An 18,737-nucleotide genomic window follows, 5' to 3' on the forward strand; every position below is an offset into this window, starting at 1 on the left:
GTAGCGGACCAGAATGGGAGGGGATGTGTTCGACGTCATCGCATCAGCGCTCCAAGCGCATCAGCCGGTGATCGGTCTGCTATTCGTCATTGCGCTGTTCGCCGCTTTCGCGAGCGAACGCTTTCCGCCGGTCACGATCGCAATTGTCGGAGCCGGCGCGATGATTGTTGGCGGTTGGCTGACCCCCGCCCTGGTCACGGCCGCCTTCGCCAATCCGGCGCCGATCACGATCGCCGCCTTCTTCGTCCTGTCGGGTGCATTGGTCCGCACCGGCACGATCGAGGCGCTTGCCAGTGTCGTCGTCCGCCGCGCGTCAGCAGCACCGCGGCGGACCGTCGCCGAAATGCTCGCCGGGGCCGCGACCGCCCCGGCCTTCATCAACAACACGCCGGTCGTCATCGTCCTCATCCCGCTGGTGCGCCGACTGGCGAAGACCGTCGGCATTCCGGCGACCCGGCTGCTGATTCCTCTGTCCTACCTCTCGATCCTCGGCGGGACGCTGACGCTGATCGGCACCTCGACCAACCTGCTGGTGGACGGCGTCGCGCACGCGAACGGACAGGCGCCATTCGGCATCTTCGAGATCACCGGCGTCGGCCTCGTCGCTATGGCGGCCGGGATCGCCACCATGCTGGTGCTCGGACCGAAGCGGCTGCCCTCGCGGCCGGACAATGACATCGCGGACCGCCATCAGCTGCGCTACCTGACCGAGCTGACGCTGTCGGAGGAGGAAGCGGCGAAGCGCCCGACCCTTGCGGACCTGTCCTTCCTCAAGCGTGATGCCGTCCGCCTTGTCGCGATCAGGCGCGGCAGCGAATTGCTGCGCGAGCCGCCCCCCCGACCTGCGGATCACCCGCGATGATCGCCTGGTGGTGGCCAGTTCGGCCGACGAACTGGACGGGCTCGCCCGCAGCCGGGGCGTGATCGTCGGCCTCCAGAATGTCGGTCGTCCGATACGCCTCGCCGAGGATGAGCGGGCCGACGACGTGCGCCTGATCGGCCTCACGATCGCGCCGTCGCATCCCGCACTGGGGCGTGAGCTACGCGACATCCCCTTCCTGTCCAACCTGCCTGCCCGCGTGCTCGGGATCGGGCGCGCCCGGCATCTGCCCGGACCCGACCTCGGCAGCGTGCGCCTGCGCGCGGCCGACAGTCTGCTCGTCGCCGCCGATGCCGGCGCTCTTGCGGCATTGCACGAGAACACGAACCTCATCGCGGAGGATACCAGCCACGTCCGCCGCTTCCGCCGGCGTCGTGCCCCGATCGCGATCGGAACGCTCGCCGGCGTGATCGCGCTCGCGGCGCTCGGTGCGATGCCGGTCGTTCTCCTCGCCCTGATCGGCGTGGGCATCGTGCTTGTCACCGGCTGCATCGATCCCGAAGAGGCGTGGCGATCGATCGACGGCAGCGTCCTCGTCCTCATCTTTGCGATGCTCGGCATCGGCAGCGGGCTGGAGGCGATCGGCACGGTGAAGCTCGTCGTCGATACGATCGCACCCTGGATCGGTGGACTGTCCCCGCTGCTCGTGATCGTGGTCCTGTATTTCCTGACATCGCTGTTGACCGAGACGGTCACGAACAACGCCGTCGCCGTCATCATGACGCCGGTCGCGATCGGCCTCGCCCAGGCGAGCGGCAATGATCCCCGTGCGCTGATCGTCACGGTCATGTTCGCGGCATCGGCCAGTTTCGCGACGCCGATCGGCTATCAGACCAACACCATGGTCTATGCAGCGGCCGACTATCGTTTCGCCGATTTCGTCAAGATCGGCCTGCCGATGAACATCGTCGTCGGCGCGGCGACCTGTTTCGCGATCGCATGGCTTGTTCCGTGAGGCCAGCCGTATCGCTTGCGGAACAACGATTTTGACACCCCGTTCTGCAACGATGCAGTCCGTCACACCGCCGCCGGCGAGAAACCCGATCGACCTGATTACGGCGAAGCTGCACGTCGCATCGAACGACTTCTTCCTGCAATTGCCCAATATCGTCGGCGGCATCGTCTTCGTCATCATCGCCTGGTTCGCCGGCAAGCTGATCGCAAACGGCGTTCGGCGGGCTTTCCACCACAAGGGGCTGGTCGACCTCGGCGGGGTCCTCGCCTCGCTGACCTTTGGTCTGATCGTGGCCGCGGCCGTGCTGATCGCCTGTGTTATCGTGTTCCCGAGCGTGAAGCCTGCGACGATCATCTCCAGCCTCGGTATCGGCTCGGTCGCGATCGGCTTTGCGTTCAAGGACATCCTCCAGAACCTGCTGGCCGGCATCCTGCTGCTCATCAACCGCCCCTATCGGCGCGGCGACCAGATCGTGGTCAAGGATTTCGAAGGTACCGTCGAGCATATCCAGAGCCGTGCGACCCTTATCAAGACCTATGACGGTCGCCGGGTCATCATCCCCAATTCGGACGTCTACACCTCGCCCGTGATGGTCAACACGGCGTTTCCGGTGCGCCGTGACCAGTTCGACATCGGCATCGGCTATGGCGACAAGCCCGATCGCGCGATGACGGTCTTCGCCGAAGCCATCGCCAAGGTCGACGGCGTCGAGGCGGACCCGGCGCCGGAGGTACTGCCATGGGGACTGGACGCCAGCTCGGTGACGCTGCGGGCGCGCTGGTGGTCGGATTCCAAGCGGACCAACCTCGTCCACCTGCGCGCGCGCGTCATCCTGGCGATCTGGCAGGCCGCGGCGGACAATGGCATCGACCTGCCGTTCCCGACGCAGCAGATCCTCTTCCACGACCAGACCGAAGAGACAGACGGCGACCGGACGCGGCAGCGGGAAGGCTGGCCCGCCGGCGCCAATCCGCCCCGCGCACGGCCTGTCGGACGTGCGGACACCGCGGACCGGACGGCGGATGAACATGGCTGAAGGGCATGAATGACGCCGCTGCCGGCCACCTGCTCCGACGCCGCACCGGCGTTGCCGCTGACGGCGTGACGGTCGCCCGAGTCCAGGACCGCATGATCGCCCCGGTCTCGCCGGTGCCGCACGCCACCCTCGCCATCGGCCGGATAAAGGCGCCCCGTGGACGCATATGGGCGAACGGCGGGGGTGTGCGCATCGCTCCGCCGCGAGCCTGTCGGCCGGTCATCGCCGCTGCGGATACCATGGCAACGCTGGATCAGCCGGCGCATGCAGCCGGCGCCACGTCGATCCGGATTCCCGAGCGCCGGGAACGGGAGGGCAGTGGGCGTGGCCGGCCTGCCGGTCGCCGCCACCGCCGAACGACCGGGTTGTTCGCAGTGGCGTGCAGGCGCGATCGCCGTGCTGCTGTGGACGGCCGCGACCGACCGGGTGCCGCTGCGGGCGGTCGCGGGGCGTTGCATTCTGACGCCCGGCTCGGACGAGACACTACGACCGCATTGCCCGAGGGCGTCGCATGATCGTCGCCGTCGCGCTGGGCGTTGCCCTGATCGTCACGCTCGCACTGACCGTCAGCCCGTTCGCGCGCAGCGATGGCTGGCGTGCGACGGTGACGCCGCTCGCCTCGATCATCGGGTCGGGCTTTCTGATCTGCGGGCCGCTGCTCGCCCGCGAGTTCGGCAGTGCCGCCATCCTTGCCATGGGCCTTCTGTTGGCCATCGCCTATGCGGCGGGTTGGGCGATCCGGTTCAACATCGTCCATGTCGAAAACCACCTTGCCGAGGCGCGCTTCAACGATCCGATCGCCTGGGTCGCGCGTCTGACCCAAGCCGTCCTCGCGCTCGCCTATGCCGTCTCGGTCGCTTATTATCTGAAGCTGCTGGCCGAGTTCACGCTCAAGCCGGTTGCCATCGACCCGGCGTGGCAGCCGGTTGCCGCCAATAGCATCGTGACGGTCATCATCGTGCTGATGACGCTGCTGGCGCTGGGCGGGAGCCTGCGCAAGGTCGAGCATCTCGCGCATGGGACGGTGTCGATCAAGATCGGCATCATCGCCGGCATGCTGGTCGCGCTCGGCATCGCCTGGGCCAGGGGCGGCATGACCGAACCGCTGCCGCCGGCGCGCATCTCCTGGGCGAGCATCCCGATGCTGCTCGGCCTGATCATCACCGTGCAGGGGTTCGAGACGTCCCGCTATCTTGGGCATGACTATGCCGCCGCCTTGCGGATCAAGACGATGCATCACGCGCAGTGGATCGCGTCCGCCATCTACCTCGCCTTCATCACGCTGCTGACGCCGTTCCTCGCGCGCGCCGCGGCGACCGAGGGGGTGGCCGGTATCCTCGACATCATGGAATTCATCGCGCCCGCGCTCGGCATCTTCGTTCTGGCCGGCGCCGTCTCCAGCCAGCTCAGCGCCGCCGTTGCGGACTCGATCGGCTCGGGCGGGCTGGTCAATGAAGTGTCGCGGCGCAAGATCAGCGTGCCGCTCGCCTTCACCCTGGCCGGGGCGCTCGCGGTGCTGGTGGTCTGGCTGACCGACCCGTTCCAGGTCGTGGCGCTGTCTTCGCGCGCTTTTGCGCTCTTCTATGCGATGCAATGCGTGCTGGCGTTGCTGGTCTCGGCCCGGAGCAAGGCAGGATCGATGCTGCATCGCATCGGCTTCGTCGCCGTCGGCATCCTCTGTCTGGTCGCGGTATTCGTCGGTGCACCGGCGGAAGGCTAGGGCCGCCGCCGCGGCGATCAGCGCGTCGCTGCGGCAGCTCGCATCGCCTCGCCATCTGCAACGCCGGCTGGGGTCCGGCGGCAAGTGGGTCGCGCTGTCGGTCCGCGCCGTGCGCAGCGGCCTCCGGGACGATTTCGGCATCGCGGCCAGCTCGATCGCCTTCGCCGCCTTTCTCGCCCTCGTCCCGCTCGTCGGCCTGATCGCCGGAGCCTATGGCCTGTTCGTCCCCGGCGCGACGGTGGCCCGCAATCTTGCGACGCTGACGGCGATCCTGCCGCGCGACGCGCAACACATCGTGGCGGGCGGATTGCGCGATACGCTGTCCGGCCATTCCGCCGGCGTGACGGTCATCGTCTCGCTGGGCATCGCGCTGTTCAGCGCGCGGCGGGCGGGACGCTCGCTGCTCCACGGCATCAACCTCGCCTTCCGCATCGAGCGCGAGCGCCGGGGACTCCGCCGGCAGATCACGGCGATGCTGCTGGTGCTGGGATGTGCGGGGCTGGTGCTGACCGCCCTGATCTCGCTGTCGGTGCTCGCCTTCCTGCAAAGCTATGTTCCGGACGGGCTGCCCGGCGCACGGCTCGCCTCGACCATCATCCTGTTCGGATCGCTGACGCTGGGGGCCGGCCTCGGCCTGATGCTGGTCTATCGCTATGCGCCGGCGAGCGAGGCGGCCATACCGTGGCGATCGGTCCTGCCCGGAACGGTCGCGGGCGTCGCGATGTGGGTGGGGGCGACCCTCGTGTTCCGCCTCTACGTCACGCATCTCGCGCGGTTCGATGACACATATGGATCGTTGTCCGCAGCGGTCATCCTGATGCTCTGGCTGATGGTGTCCGCCTGGGCGTTGCTGCTCGGCGGCCGCCTCAACGCCGAAGCGATGGATCAGGCAGGCATCATTATCGAGGAACGCGACGCATGAGCGACGGTCAGGCCGAACATCGGTATCGCAATCGACTGATGACGCTCATCGCGGCCGTCGTGTTGATCGGGGCATTGAAGGCGGCCTTTGCGGTCGCGATGCCGATCGCTTTCGCCGCGATCATCGTCGCGGCCTTGTGGCCGCTCAAGCGCAGGCTGGCGCGGCACATGCCGTCATGGCTGGCCTATACGCTGACGCTGCTGTCGCTGATCGCGATCCTCGGCGCCTTTGCCGCAGCGGTCTATCTGTCGATCGGCCAGGTCCTCGCCGCACTCACGACGAACTGGGCGAGCCTTGAGCAGGGATATAGCCGGCTTGCCGGATGGGCTGCCGAGCATGGCGTGCCGATCGCGGGAACCATCAACCGCCAACGGATCATGGCGCTGCTCCAGCTGCTGGCGGGCGGGGTTTATGGGTTCGTCACCTATGTCGGGTTCATCGGCATCATCGTGATGCTCGGCCTGCCCGAAGTGCCACGGCTCAAGCGTCGCTTGTACGAGATGACGGAAAGCGGCGACCGCCGCGACATGCTGGCCGCCGGCGAGGACATCTCGGCGCAGGTCCGTCGCTATCTCGGCACGACGCTGGCCACCAGCATCCTCACCGGCGTCGCCTCGGCCCTGTGGTCGTGGATGACCGGGCTCGAGCTGGCGTTGGTCTGGGGCATCCTCAACTTCCTGCTCAATTTCGTCCCGGTGATCGGCAACATCGTCGGAATCGTGCCGCCGGTGCTCTTCGCCTTCGTCCAATTCGGGGGATGGCAGATGCCCGCGCTCGTCTTCGTCGGCTTCGTCATCCTGCAACTGACCATCAGCAACGTCGTCTATCCGCTGTTGCAGGGCAAGCAGCTCAGCCTGTCGCCGCTGGCGATCATCGTCGCCATGACCTTCTGGAGCTGGGTCTGGGGTATCGCGGGCGCGCTGATCGCGGTGCCGCTGACCGCCGCGATCGTCATCATCTGCGGGCAGTTCGAACGCAGCCGCTGGATCTGCAAGCTTCTGTCGGCCTGACCGAGACTGGCCGATTGTGGGCGAACGATCCTCTTTAGGTCGTTCACGAGAAGGATCGAGGCTCGCTTGCCAGGGTCGGTGAGGCGCAGGAGGGACGTCGTTCGTTGGCCTTGCATGAAGACACCGATGTTTTGCGTATGGCTCGGCGCGATCGCGCTTATCCCCGTGTTCCCGGCGATGGCACAGACCCCATCGGGGGAGCAGGCCGCACTCGTTTCACCATCGGAGTGGCAAAGCCTCTGGAGCGGGGCGAACCGTGCCGCCCTGAGACAGGCGCTGGCGGATCGTGCCCGCCACGGTCTCGATCATCTGACGTTCCTGCCGCGCGATATCGACGATCAGCCAGCAGCCGAGGCGGCCGAGGCCTATACCAAGGCTGCGATGCGGTACGCCGATGCCTTGGCGCAGGGCTTGGTGGATCCGTCATCGCTCCACGACGTCTACACGATCGCGCGGCCCATGCCCGTCCAGGCCGGAGCATTGCGCGATGCCCTCCGTCAGAACCGCCTTGCCCAATGGCTGGATGGACTGGCTCCCGCCGACCCGGAATACAGGATGTTGTCCCAGGCCTATCTCGAAGCGAACCGGCAGACCGGCGTCCCGACGCCCGGTCTCGCGCTGGCGCAGAGCATCCACGTCGGCGACGTCCATCCGCAGGTGGCGGAGATCGCCGACCAGCTGGCGGACGATGGCTATCTGACGGTTCGACCGTCTGCGGCGCCGGCGGACCTGTACACCCAAGACATCGCGGATGCGGTGAAGGCCCTGCAACGGGATTATGGCATCCGCGCGGACGGGATCGTCGGCCCCGATACGCTGGGGGTCCTGACGCTCCGGCCTGGCGACCGTGCCCGCACCCTCGCCGTCGCCTTGGAGCGGCGACGCTGGCTGTCGCGAACGCCGCCGGCCACGCGCATCGACGTCAACTCAGCGGCCGCCGAGCTGCAATATTATCGCGATGGGCAGCTGATCGATCGCCGCAAGGTCATCGTCGGAGAGCCTGACCGGGAAACCCCGCCACTCGGTTCGCCGATCTATCGCCTCGTCGCCAACCCGACGTGGACGGTGCCGAAGTCGATCCCGGTTTCCCGGGCGACGGTCCGGGCCAAGGCCATGCACCGCATCAACGGCTATTGGGTACAGCCCTCGGGGCCGGACAATGCGCTGGGTCTGGTCAAGTTCGACATGAAGAACGATCAGGCGATCTACCTGCACGACACGGCCGCCCCCGAATTGTTCGGGCGCAGCCAGCGGCATCTGAGCCATGGCTGCGTCCGGGTCTCGGATGCCCTGGGCTTTGCGGCGATGCTGGCCGATCAGGAAGGGGTCGGCGACACCTGGGCCAAGGCACAGGCCTCCGGCACGTACGAGATCGTCGATCTGCCTCGCGAGATCCCGGTGCGGCTCCTCTACCATAACGCCTTCGTCGCCGACGATGGCACGGTCGCGTTCCGCACCGATCCCTATGGCTGGAACGATGCGGTTGCCGTGCAACTCGGATTCGCCGATGCGAAGTCCCGCCAGGCCAAGGCAGAGGCGATCGACATCGGGCCGTGAGGCGCCCGACGCATTCCTCGACAGGGCTTTAACCCAAGGCCCGGCACCTTCGGTGCCCAGACTGCTGCAAAGCAATGGCCTGAGCGTGAACGGCAGGACGCAAAATACAAATGTGGGAAAGTGGTGCCCGGGGACGGATTCGAACCGCCGACACTGCGATTTTCAGTCGCATGCTCTACCAACTGAGCTACCCGGGCAGGGTGGAAGCGAGCATGCTCGCGTTCGGAAGCGCGGCCTTTAGTCAGCCGAATCGATGCTGTCCAGCCCGTTCTCATCGTCTTTGACCGGAATACGATAACCATCGCCCAGCCATTGCAGCAGATCACGGTCGCGGCAGCCGCGCGAACAGAAGGGCGCGTGCTCGGCAGAGGTCGGCGTATCGCAGAGGGGGCAGGTCGATCGGGTCATACGCTGTCCAGAATATGGGTAACGCCGGTGCGGCGGGCAAGCGCGTCGCGCCAGTCGGGGCGGCTCATCAGCCGGGCGTGGATCGCCGGGGGCAGCCGGTGCCGCAACGGACTGCCCGGCGGCTCGCGTTCGAGCCGGCGCAGCAGCGCGCGCGTCGCCGCGCCGACCGGATCGTCGCGCAGCAGCTCTGGCAGCGACGCCCGCGGGCGCGGGCGGACGATCTGGAGGAAGCCGAAGCCGTTGACCGCAGTGCGCTCGAACGGCTGGGGCAGCGCGGCGTCGATCGCCTCGGCGACCGCGGCGCGTGCCGCCTTGTTGGCGAGCGTCGGAAAGTCGATGCCGATCGATCCGCCGATGCCGTGACGGCGGATCGCCAGCGCGACCGCACGCGCCGCGGCGAGCGCGAGCGGCTCGAGCGGCGGCGGTCCGTCGACGTCGAACAGGGTCATCGCCGGTGTCGGCGACAGCCGCAGGCAGCCGAGCGGGAAGACGATCGCGCCGCTGATCGCCTCGTCGAGCAATTCGGACCAGCCGGCGGCTTCGAGCGCATCGGGTTCGTGCGCGCGCAGGATGCGGACGGGCCATCCGCTGGCGGTCAGGCGGTCGAGCAGGGTGGGGCCGGGGGCAGGGGCGTCGTCGCTGGCGACGGCGCGTGGCGGCTTGGCGCGGCCGGGTTCGGGGATCGCCTCACGGCTGATCCGCACGGTCAGGCTGGCGCCCTTGGTGACGCCGGGCGGGATGCGGGCGATCACCGCCTCGCTGCCGCCGATGTCGAGCCGGCCCATACCGCCGCCGGTCAGCTCGATCAGCCGGGCGCGGGCGACGGTGTCGAGCGGCAGCGGGTCGGGCAGGGCGATGGCGGCTTCGAGGATGCGGCCGTCGGCGACCAGCGCGGCGCGCGCCTCGCCGATCCCGTCCTCATACAGCCATTCAGGCAAGCGGCAGGCCGGCGGTACGCAGCAGCGCGCGCGTTTCCATCAGCGGCAGCCCGACGACACCGGAATGGCTGCCATGAATGAAGCGGACGAACGCCTCGGCGCGGCCCTGGATGGCATAGCCGCCCGCCTTGCCCTCGCCCTCGCCGCTGGCGACATAGGCGTCGATCTCGTCGCCACCGAGCGGCCGGAAGGCGACGATCGTGTCGGACAGGCGGTGGCGCAACGTCCCGCCCGCGTCGATCACCGCGACGGCGGAGAGGCAATGGTGGCGCCGCCCCGACAGCAGGGTCAGCATCGCGCGCAGATCGGCGGCGTCGGCGGGCTTGCCGAGGATGCGGCGACCGACGGCGATCGTGGTATCGCCGGCGAGGATCACCTCATTCGGTGCGCGCGGCACGGCCGTCGCCTTGGCGCAGGCGATGCGCAGCACATAATCGCGCGGGCGCTCGGCGGGCAGCGGCGCCTCGTCGATCTCGGGCGCGGCGATGCGATCGGCGACGAGGCCGAGCCGGCCGAGCAATTCGCGTCGGCGCGGGGAGGAGGAGGCGAGTACCAGCGACACGCAGGCCGCCGCCGCTTATTGCGGGCCGGGGCCGCCGCGACCGGGCATGAAGCGATAGGTGATCCGCCCCTTGGTCAGGTCATAAGGGGTCAGTTCGACCAGCACCTCGTCGCCGACCAGCACGCGGATGCGGTTCTTGCGCATCTTGCCGGCGGTGTGCCCGAGGATTTCGTGGTCGTTTTCGAGCTGGACACGGAACATCGCGTTGGGGAGCAACTCCACCACGCGGCCGCGCATCTCGAGCAATTCTTCCTTGGCCAAAAATCAACCTCTGTTCGCGTAACGTCGGCGCGCCCTTAGCGCAGCCTGCCGAAAAAGGGAAGCAAGCGGCACATGACGCGCGGGCGCCCGCTGTGCGCGCCGCGTCGTGGTTCGTCTGCTACCAATATGTGGGATGCGCGGTCGCCAATGGCAAGGCCGAGGCCGGCGACTCAGTGCCGCGTGTCCGCGATGACGGGAATGCGGATCTGGTCGCGCTGCTCCCCGAAGGGCCGGACGAGAAGCGCGTCGATCGTCGCCTCGGCATCGCCGTGGCTCCACCCATGGTTGCGGACGACGGCGATGGCATGGCCATCGCGGTCGAGATGGTCCATCAGGCTGCGCGCCAGCGCCAGGAAGGCGAGGATGTCGCCGGGCCGTACGGAACAGCACATCGTCCCAGCCACGAAGACGCCATTGTTGTCGAACGCCGCGATCGATGGTGCCGCCGCGCCGCCGATCAGATGGAGCAGCAGGTCGTGGTTGATCGCGAAGCGCGCGGCGACCGTCGCGGCGTCGGCCAGCGTCCGATCGTCGAAGATCGCGCCGCGTGCCGCTCCGTCGACGTGCCAGATGCGGCGCGACCAATCGTCCCAGCGACAGGCAGCCGTCGGTGCGGCGTGCAGCCAGCCGACCAGCGCCGGTCGCGCGATCGACACCTTGAGAAAACCAGCTTCGGCTCCGATCATGATGCCGTGTCCCGGAACGAGCGGATCAGTTCGCCGTCGGCGCGGTGCCGCCGATCCGGTGGCGTTGCAACGCGGGTTCGAGCCGGATCGGATAGGTCTCCGGCAGGCGGTGATCGAGCATGGCATCGACCACCGGCTGGAAGCCGGCGACGACTCCGGGCCAGGCGTCGGGCGGCAGCAGCCGACTCTTGCCCGCCGCGCCGATGTCGAGCGCGGCGGCGGTCGCGTCGCGGCCATCTCCGCCCCAGATGTAATTGTGGATGACGGCGGTGCCGCGCTCGCCCGGCGCGAGATAGTCGGCGACGCCGCGCATCAGCGTCAGGCAGGCGATGATCTCGCCGAGGTTTTCCGACCAGGTCAGCGTCCCCGCGAGGAAATGACTGTCCGTCGTGTCATAGGCCGCGATATGCAGGCCCTCGTCGCACCCGAGGTTGGCGAAGAAGCACAGGAGGGCCCGCGCATTGGTCGCAAAGCGGGCGAGATCCTTGCTGGCCTCGTCGAGGATGCCGGCGAGCGTTTCGTCACGCATCTCCGGCAGCGTCGTGCCCCCGTCGCTGCGCCAGCGCATGCCGATCGTCCGCCAGTCATCCCACTGCTGCGCCACGGGCGGCTTGGCTGCGAGCCAGCGGTCGAACCCGGCGCGGGCGATCGTGACCTTCAGATAGGCGGACGGCGGTTCGGACATGCGCGATCGTCTTTTCGAGCGCGGATGCCGCTGCATGCGGGCGACCGGACCGCGCGCCGTCGCCTGAACTCCTTATAGAGGGTGGTCACCCGCTTCGATCCAAACCCGGCGCGGACCGTAATCCTTGAGCAAGACGACCGGTGCGAGCGGAGCCGGCCATACGTCGACCCGATAGTGATCGCCGCCTTCGATGCCAAAAGCGTCGATCGTGCCCAGCCCCCCGAAACAGGCCCTGACACGATAGGGGCCGGGCGTCACGCGCCAGCGATCGATCGAGCCGCCGGTACATTCATGGCATTCAAGGATTCCGGACGGCACCGCGAGGCTCGCCTCCACGACATGGTCCCACGCGTCGAACGGCTCGGCGGAAGGCCGGTCGAGCAAGCGGATCTCGACCGGTACGGTCATGTTGCGATCCGGCTGGATGGCGATGACATGCGCGGCCACCGCGACCCGCCTCAGGCAATCCTCTTCGGTGAAGTCGATCAGCGTATTGCTGCCGTGGCGCTGATCCCAAAGGTAGAATTGATGGTAATCGGCGAAGATCCGATATTGGCCGCGCATTCCATCCTCCCCGAACGCCGCTTCTCCTTATAGCGCGAGGGACGCGGAGGCTTACCCGCCACCCGCCGCCAGCGCGGCGAGCAGCAGCAGCGCGACGATATTGGTGATCTTGATCATCGGATTGACCGCCGGGCCGGCGGTGTCCTTGTACGGATCGCCGACGGTGTCGCCGGTCACCGCGGCCTTGTGCGCCTCCGATCCCTTGCCGCCGTAATTGCCGTCCTCGATATATTTCTTGGCATTGTCCCAGGCCCCGCCGCCGCTGGTCATCGAGATGGCGACGAACAGGCCGGAGACGATCACGCCGAGCAGCATCGCGCCGAGCGCCGCGAAGCCCTGCGCCCGCCCCGCCACCGCGGTGATGACGAAATAGAGGACGATCGGGCTCGCCACCGGCAGCAGCGACGGCACGATCATCTCGCGGATCGCGGCGCGGGTGACGAGATCGACGGTGCGGCCGTAATTGGGGCGGCTGGTGCCCTGCATGATGCCGGGATTGTCGCGGAACTGGCCGCGCACCTCCTCGACCACCGCGCCCGCCGCGCGGCCGACCGCGGTCATGCCGAACGCGCCGAACAGATAGGGGAGCAAGGCGCCGAGTAGCAGGCCGACGATGACATAGGGGTTGGACAGGCTGAAATCGACGCTGACGTCGGGGAAATAGGTCTGCAGGTCGGTGGTATAGGCGCCGAACAGGACGAGCGCGGCGAGCCCCGCCGAACCGATCGCATAGCCCTTGGTCACCGCCTTCGTCGTGTTCCCGACCGCGTCGAGCGCATCGGTCCGTTGGCGCACGTCGTCGGGCAGGCCTGCCATCTCGGCGATGCCGCCGGCATTGTCGGTGACCGGGCCATAGGCATCGAGCGCCACCACCATCCCGGCGAGCGCAAGCATCGCGGTCGCGGCGAAGGCGATGCCGATGATCCCGGCGAGCTGATAGGTGGCGATCACCGCGACGACGATGACCAGGGTCGGCAGCGCGGTCGATTCGAGGCTGATCGCCAGCCCCTGGATGACGTTGGTGCCATGGCCGGTCTGGCTGGCGGCGGCGATCGACTTGACCGGGCGGTAATTGGTGCCGGTGTAATATTCGGTGATCCAGACGATCAGCCCGGTGACCGCCAGGCCGATCACCATGCACCAGAACAGGTCCATGCCGGTGAAGCCGGGGATCGCCGCGCTCGCCGCGGCCGGCCGGTCGAAGCCGGTGGTGAGATCGTCCGACACCGCATCGAGGAAGCCGGCGCTGCCGATCGTGCGATGGAGGTCGCCGAGCACGTAGCGCGTCGCCAGATAGATCGCCGGGATCGACAGCAGCGCCGAGGTCCAGAAGCCCTTGTAGAGCGCGCCCATGATGCTGCCCTTGCCGAGCCGTACCGCATAGGTGCCGATGATCGAGGTGACGATGCACACCCCGCCGACGAGCAGCGGCAGGCTCATCAGACGCATCAGTTCGGCGGCATCGGCGCGGATCAGCAGCGCGATCGAGATCATCGTCACGCCGAGCGTCACGACATAGGTTTCGAACAGGTCGGCGGCCATGCCGGCGCAGTCGCCGACATTGTCGCCGACGTTGTCGGCGATCACCGCCGGATTGCGCGGATCGTCCTCCGGGATGCCGGCCTCGACCTTGCCGACGAGGTCGGCGCCGACGTCCGCCGCCTTGGTGAAGATACCGCCGCCGAGCCGCGCGAAGATCGAGATGAGCGACGCGCCGAAGGCGAGCGCGGTCAGCGCCTCGACGATGATCCGGTCGCCCGGGGCATGGCCGGCGGGGCCGGTGAGATACCAGAAGAAGCCGGCGATCGCGAGCAGGCCGAGCCCGGCGACGAGCATGCCGGTGACCGCGCCCGAGCGGAACGCCATGGTCAGGCCGCCCTGCAACGAATGCCGCGCCGCCTCCGCGGTGCGGACGTTGGCGCGCACCGAGATGTTCATGCCGACATAGCCGGCGACGCCCGAGAGTACCGCACCGATGACGAAACCGATCGTCGAGATGATGCCGAGCGACACGAACAGCACCACGGCGACGACGATGCCGACGATGGCGATGGTGGTATATTGGCGGCCGAGATAGGCCTTGGCGCCTTCCTGGATGGCGGCGGCGATGTCCTGCATCCGGGCGTCGCCCGGCGGCGCGCGCAGCACCTGTTGGCTGGTGACGAAGCCATAGACCACGGCGAGCACGCCGCAGAGGATGGCGATGGTGACCGTGGTCATTCTCGCATCTCCTTCTCCTGTTGACGCACGGCCGATGTCCCCCGGTCTCGTGACGTGCCGGCGAGGCTATGGCGCGTGCCGGACCAGCGCAAGCGGCTTCGCCCCGCAACGAATCATTGATGCTGATTCGCAATAGCGATAACTGCCACCCCATCAACAGGGGGGTATATGCGTTCCACTCTACTTTCAGCAGGCGCGGCGCTGGCCGCGCTGATCCCGTCGTCGATCCGTGCTGAAACGGGTCAGCATCATGCCGATGCGGCCGCGCAGCAGTCGACGCCGGCGGGCGACCAAAGGGAAGCGTCCGACGATATCCTCGTCGAGGGGCGGCGCGACGACACCTATGCCGGCACCAAGACGGCGACGCCGATCCTGCAGGTGCCGCAGCCGCTCACCGTCATCACCGATGGCCTGTACCGGGCACAGGGTGCGATCAACATCGCCGACACGGTCCGCTATGCCGCCGGGGTCAGTGCGGGCAGCTATGGCCGCGACACCCGCGTCGACAGCTTCAAGATCCGCGGCGTCGATGCGCTGCAATTCCGCGACGGCATGCGCGACATCGCCGCGGTCTATGCCAGCATCACCGCCGATCCCTATAATTTTTCGCGCGTGGAGATCGTCCGCGGCCCCGCCTCGGTCCTGTTCGGACAGGGGGCGATCGGCGGCATCATCAACCTGGTGTCGAAGACCCCCAACTTCGCCGACGCCGGCGAGGTCGGCGTGACCTATGGCAGTTACGGCCGCAAGGAGGTGCTCGCCGATCTCAACGGCGTCGCCGGCAGCACCGTCGCCGGGCGGATCGTCGCGCGCGTGCGGGAGGCGGGCACCTATGTCGCGCATGTGCCCGACGACCGGGTGCTGCTCGCCCCGTCGCTGACCTGGCGGCCATCGTCCCGCACCGAGGTGACGCTGATCGGCCTGTACCAGAAAGACGATAGCGGCTCGACGAGCAACTTCCTGCCGATCGTCGGCACGCTGCGCGCCAATCGCGACAATCCGCCGCTGCCGCGCTATCTGTTCCTCGGCAAGCCCGGGTACGACCGCTACGCCGGCCGGCTGCTGCAAGGCGGGGCCGCGGTTACGCATCATGTCAGCGATGCCGTCACGCTGAGCCTCAAGGCACGCTACATCGACAGCCACCTCGACTATTTCACTCATTATACCAACAGCTACAGCAATCCCGCCGATCCCTATCTGCCGGGCAGCAACGGCCGTCGCATCGGCCTGTACGCCAGTTCGGTGGTGGCGCGGATGGCGGTCTTCTCCACCGACAACACGCTTCAGGCCCGCTTCCATACCGGCGAGGCGATCGAACATCGGTTGCTCGCCGGCGTCGATTACAGCTGGAACCGGGTCGGCAAGAGCAGCAACCTCGCACGGCAGGTGATCGATCTCTATGCGATCGATCGCGCCGCGATCATCGAACCGCCGCTCGTCGCGCCGTTCAGCCGCAGCGAGCAGACGCAGCTCGGCCTCTATCTCCAGGATCAGATCCGCCTGTGGAACCGCATCTCGGTGGTGCTCGGCACGCGCCACGACCGGGTACGCGGCGCGACGCTGCAACGGGCTTCGGGCGAGACGGAGCGGACGCGCGATACCGCCACGACCTATCGCGCCGGCATCATCGGCGAACTCGCGGCCGGGATCTCGCCCTTCCTCAGCTATACCGAAAGCTTCCAGCCGATCGCCGGCGAGACCAGCAGCGGTGCAGCGTTCAAGCCGCAGACCGGCACGCAATATGAGACGGGCGTGAAATGGCAGCCGGAGCCCGCGACGCTGGTGACGGTCACCGCCTTCCGCATCCGCGAACGCAACCGGCCGGTCGCCGACCCGGCCAATCCACTCGGCCAGATCCAGGCGGGCGCCCTGACGACGCGCGGCTTCGAGGTGGAGGCGACGCGCAGCCTGCCCGGACGTACCGAGCTGACGCTCGCTTACGGCCACAATCATCTCACCGGCGACAGCGTCGCGTCCGGCTGGGCGGCCGAGGATGTCGCCTCGGTCTGGGGCAGCAAGACGTTCGTCGGGCAGGTGGCGGACCTGCGACTGGGCGTCGGCATCCGCTATCTCGGCGAACAGGTGTCGAGCAGCCCGGTGTGGACGATCGTCACGCCGGGCCGGACGATGATCGACGCGCTCGCCGAGCTGGAGCGGGACCGCTGGCGGCTGTCGCTCAACGCCACCAATTTGCTCGACAAACGGGTCTTCGCCATCTGTCTGGCGCGTGGCGACTGTTTCAACACCGCGCCGCGTAACGTCATGCTCTCGCTCGGCTACCGCTTCTGAGCGCGTTCCGCCCGGCGGCGCGGCCGGCTAATGTTCGAAGCCGAGCCGCGCCGGCAGCGGCACCGTCCCGGCGCCGTCGGACAGCCGCAGGCCGGTGCCGCGGGCGAAGCGGCCGATGCGGGTCGCCGGCACCGGCGGGACGGTGTTGGCGGGCATCGCGAACAGCAGCTCGTAATCGTCGCCCGCGGTCGCCGCCGTCAGCCGGGCGTCGCGATCGTCGCCGGCGAAGACGCGATAGGCGGCCGACAGCGGCACCGCGGCAAGGTCGAGGTGCACGGCGAGCCCGCTTGCCTCGCCCATCCGGCTCGCGTCGATCAGCAGGCCGTCGCTGACGTCCATCATCGCATGCGCGATGCGGCTGAGCACGCGCCCCTCGGCGATGCGCGGCTGCGGCCGGCGGTAGCGCGCCGCCAGTTCGGCCGGCCCCGCCGCGCCCTGGGCGATCGCCAGCCCGGCGCCGGCATCGCCGATCGTCCCGGTCACCCACAGGGCGTCATTCTCGCCGGCGCCACCGCGCGGCGGTGCGGGCGTGTCGCAGCCGAAGGCGGTGACGGTGAGCACCCGCGGCGCCCCCGCCGGCAGCGTCACCGTATCGCCGCCGAGCAGCGACGTGCCGCAGGCGGCGAGCACCTCGCCGAGCCCGGCAAGGAAAGCGCGGTCCCAGGCATCGTCCGACAGGGGATAGTTGAGCAGGATGCCGTCGGGCTTGGCGCCCTTGCCGGCGATGTCGGACAGATTGGCGGCGACCAGCTTCCACGCGACATCCTGCGGCGTATCGTCGCTGAGGAAATGGACGCGCTCGACCAGCGTATCGGTGGTGACGACGAGCGGCGCGTGGATCAGACGCGCGCTGTCGTCGCGCAGACCGCGTGCCGAGGGATGCAGCGGCAGCAGGCGCAACGCAGCGAGGAACTCCGCCTCAGTCATCGCCGCAGCGTCCGCGCGGCGACCGGGCGCGGCAGGCACGCGCGACTCAGGACGCCCGCACGTCCTTGGCGATGCCGTCGAGCAGGCCGTTCACGAATCCCGCCTCGCGACGCTCGTAGAAGGCATGGGCGACATCGACATATTCGCTGATCGTCGCGCCGACCGGGACGTCGCGTCGCGCCATCAGCTCGTAGGTGCCGGCGCGCAGGATCGCCTTCATCGGCTTGTCGAGCCGCGCCAGCGTCCAGCCGGTGGCGAGCTTGTTCTCGATCGCCAGATCGATCTCGCCGCTGCGCGCGGTGGTGCCGGTGACCAGATCGTCGAAGAAGTCGACGTCGGCATCGGCATATTCCGCGTCCTCGATCGTCGCCCCGAGCCGGTGGTGGTGGAATTCGTGAAGCAGAGCAGGCACGGCCGTCCCCTCCATTTCACGCTGGTAGAGCGCCTGGACGGCGGCGAGGCGGGCGGCGGCGCGCGCCTGGGTGCGGTTCGAGCTTCGGGACATCGCGCGGGCATGTAGTCGCCCGCGCGGCATCCGTCACCCCTTTGCCGTTTCGGCTCAGGGCATCAGCACCGTATCGACGACATGGATCACGCCGTTCGACTGCATCACGTCCTTGATCGTGACATGGCTCATGCCGCCCTTGGCGTCGGTCAGCGTCAGGCGACCGCCCATCATCGAGGCGGTCAGCGGCTCACCCTGCACGGTGGTCAGCGTCGCTTTGCCGCCGCCCGACTTGATCGCCGCGGCGATCTGCTTCGAGGTCATCGTCCCGGCGACGACGTGATAGGTCAGGATGTTGGTCAGCGTCGCCTTGTTCTCCGGCTTGACCAGCGTGTCGACGGTGCCGGCGGGCAGCTTGGCGAAGGCGGCGTTGGTCGGCGCGAAGACGGTGAACGGGCCGGGGCCGGACAGTGTATCGACGAGGCCCGCTGCCTTGACCGCGGCGACCAGCGTGGTGTGGTCCTTCGAATTGACCGCATTCTCGACGATCGTCTTTGTCGGATACATGGCGGCACCGCCGACCATCGGGTTCTTGGCCGCGGACAGCGCGGGGCCGGCGGCGAGCAGCGCCGCCGCGGCGATGGCGGCACGGAACGGAAGCTTGGTCATCCT

The 18,737-nt window shown here is 68.1% G+C and carries 19 protein-coding genes and 1 tRNA gene; 8 read left to right on the forward strand and 12 right to left on the reverse strand.

The window, feature by feature from the left end:
• The first annotated feature begins 25 nt into the window (after window positions 1–25).
• The 7 genes from BW41_RS21740 to BW41_RS06575 all read left to right on the forward strand — a co-directional run bounded on the left by BW41_RS21740 (window position 26) and on the right by BW41_RS06575 (window position 8,080).
• The gene (locus tag BW41_RS21740; protein ID WP_235199671.1) at window positions 26–862 is read left to right on the forward strand and encodes an SLC13 family permease; all 837 of its coding nucleotides are present in this window, start codon (window positions 26–28) and stop codon (window positions 860–862) included.
• Window positions 863–869: 7 nt separating this feature from the next.
• Window positions 870–1,835, forward strand: a complete 966-nt coding sequence (locus BW41_RS21745; protein WP_235199672.1) for an SLC13 family permease — start codon at window positions 870–872, stop codon at window positions 1,833–1,835.
• 52 nt (window positions 1,836–1,887) lie between these two features.
• The gene (locus BW41_RS06555) at window positions 1,888–2,871 is read left to right on the forward strand and encodes a mechanosensitive ion channel family protein (protein ID WP_037532708.1); all 984 of its coding nucleotides are present in this window, start codon (window positions 1,888–1,890) and stop codon (window positions 2,869–2,871) included.
• A 511-nt stretch (window positions 2,872–3,382) separates the two neighbouring features.
• Window positions 3,383–4,591: a hypothetical protein gene (locus BW41_RS21345; RefSeq protein WP_037532710.1), complete on the forward strand. Its 1,209-nt coding sequence runs from the start codon at window positions 3,383–3,385 to the stop codon at window positions 4,589–4,591.
• Window positions 4,572–5,513, forward strand: a complete 942-nt coding sequence (locus tag BW41_RS06565) for a YihY/virulence factor BrkB family protein (protein WP_037532711.1) — start codon at window positions 4,572–4,574, stop codon at window positions 5,511–5,513. The genes BW41_RS21345 and BW41_RS06565 overlap by 20 nt, the downstream gene beginning before the upstream one ends.
• Window positions 5,510–6,523 carry an AI-2E family transporter gene (locus BW41_RS06570; RefSeq protein WP_037532714.1) on the forward strand — a complete coding sequence of 338 codons (1,014 nt, stop codon included), beginning with the start codon at window positions 5,510–5,512 and terminating at the stop codon, window positions 6,521–6,523. The genes BW41_RS06565 and BW41_RS06570 overlap by 4 nt, the downstream gene beginning before the upstream one ends.
• Before the next feature lie 114 nt (window positions 6,524–6,637).
• Window positions 6,638–8,080 (forward strand): L,D-transpeptidase family protein, encoded by a 1,443-nt coding sequence (locus tag BW41_RS06575; RefSeq protein WP_051583311.1) that lies wholly within the window; start codon window positions 6,638–6,640, stop codon window positions 8,078–8,080.
• A gap of 121 nt (window positions 8,081–8,201) precedes the next feature.
• On the opposite strand, the gene BW41_RS06580 is transcribed toward BW41_RS06575, so the two are convergent.
• The 9 genes from BW41_RS06580 to BW41_RS06615 all read right to left on the reverse strand — a co-directional run bounded on the left by BW41_RS06580 (window position 8,202) and on the right by BW41_RS06615 (window position 14,404).
• Window positions 8,202–8,277, reverse strand: a tRNA-Phe gene (locus BW41_RS06580).
• Between the two features lie 40 nt (window positions 8,278–8,317).
• Window positions 8,318–8,488 carry a DNA gyrase inhibitor YacG gene (locus tag BW41_RS20460; protein WP_081792956.1) on the reverse strand — a complete coding sequence of 57 codons (171 nt, stop codon included), beginning with the start codon at window positions 8,486–8,488 and terminating at the stop codon, window positions 8,318–8,320.
• The gene (locus tag BW41_RS06585; RefSeq protein ID WP_037532717.1) at window positions 8,485–9,426 is read right to left on the reverse strand and encodes a ribonuclease; all 942 of its coding nucleotides are present in this window, start codon (window positions 9,424–9,426) and stop codon (window positions 8,485–8,487) included. The genes BW41_RS20460 and BW41_RS06585 overlap by 4 nt, the downstream gene beginning before the upstream one ends.
• The gene (locus BW41_RS06590; protein ID WP_037532720.1) at window positions 9,419–9,988 is read right to left on the reverse strand and encodes a Maf family protein; all 570 of its coding nucleotides are present in this window, start codon (window positions 9,986–9,988) and stop codon (window positions 9,419–9,421) included. The genes BW41_RS06585 and BW41_RS06590 overlap by 8 nt, the downstream gene beginning before the upstream one ends.
• Before the next feature lie 15 nt (window positions 9,989–10,003).
• Window positions 10,004–10,249 carry a translation initiation factor IF-1 gene (gene infA, locus BW41_RS06595; protein ID WP_017977808.1) on the reverse strand — a complete coding sequence of 82 codons (246 nt, stop codon included), beginning with the start codon at window positions 10,247–10,249 and terminating at the stop codon, window positions 10,004–10,006.
• Between the two features lie 170 nt (window positions 10,250–10,419).
• Complete coding sequence (locus BW41_RS06600) at window positions 10,420–10,935, reverse strand: hypothetical protein (protein ID WP_037532724.1); 516 nt, start codon at window positions 10,933–10,935, stop codon at window positions 10,420–10,422.
• 25 nt (window positions 10,936–10,960) lie between these two features.
• The gene (locus BW41_RS06605) at window positions 10,961–11,620 is read right to left on the reverse strand and encodes a hypothetical protein (RefSeq protein ID WP_051583312.1); all 660 of its coding nucleotides are present in this window, start codon (window positions 11,618–11,620) and stop codon (window positions 10,961–10,963) included.
• Window positions 11,621–11,692: 72 nt separating this feature from the next.
• The gene (locus tag BW41_RS06610) at window positions 11,693–12,184 is read right to left on the reverse strand and encodes a hypothetical protein (RefSeq protein ID WP_037532726.1); all 492 of its coding nucleotides are present in this window, start codon (window positions 12,182–12,184) and stop codon (window positions 11,693–11,695) included.
• Window positions 12,185–12,235: 51 nt separating this feature from the next.
• Window positions 12,236–14,404, reverse strand: coding sequence for a sodium-translocating pyrophosphatase (locus BW41_RS06615; protein ID WP_037532729.1), 2,169 nt, complete (start codon window positions 14,402–14,404; stop codon window positions 12,236–12,238).
• Window positions 14,405–14,572: 168 nt separating this feature from the next.
• On the opposite strand from BW41_RS06615, the gene BW41_RS06620 reads away from it, so the two are divergent.
• Complete coding sequence (locus tag BW41_RS06620) at window positions 14,573–16,693, forward strand: TonB-dependent siderophore receptor (RefSeq protein WP_037532732.1); 2,121 nt, start codon at window positions 14,573–14,575, stop codon at window positions 16,691–16,693.
• Between the two features lie 27 nt (window positions 16,694–16,720).
• Here BW41_RS06620 and thiL read toward each other — a convergent pair whose 3' ends face one another.
• The 3 genes from thiL to BW41_RS06635 are packed head-to-tail and all read right to left on the reverse strand — an operon-like array spanning window position 16,721 to window position 18,734.
• On the reverse strand, window positions 16,721–17,620 hold the full coding sequence (thiL, locus tag BW41_RS06625) for a thiamine-phosphate kinase (protein WP_037533225.1): 900 nt from the start codon (window positions 17,618–17,620) through the stop codon (window positions 16,721–16,723).
• 46 nt (window positions 17,621–17,666) lie between these two features.
• Window positions 17,667–18,125 carry a transcription antitermination factor NusB gene (gene nusB, locus BW41_RS06630; protein WP_152542167.1) on the reverse strand — a complete coding sequence of 153 codons (459 nt, stop codon included), beginning with the start codon at window positions 18,123–18,125 and terminating at the stop codon, window positions 17,667–17,669.
• Between the two features lie 54 nt (window positions 18,126–18,179).
• On the reverse strand, window positions 18,180–18,734 hold the full coding sequence (locus tag BW41_RS06635) for a fasciclin domain-containing protein (protein ID WP_037532736.1): 555 nt from the start codon (window positions 18,732–18,734) through the stop codon (window positions 18,180–18,182).
• Between the last annotated feature and the right edge of the window lie 3 nt (window positions 18,735–18,737).

This window comes from Sphingomonas sp. RIT328 (assembly GCF_000632225.1).
Lineage (GTDB): Bacteria > Pseudomonadota > Alphaproteobacteria > Sphingomonadales > Sphingomonadaceae > Sphingomonas > Sphingomonas kyungheensis.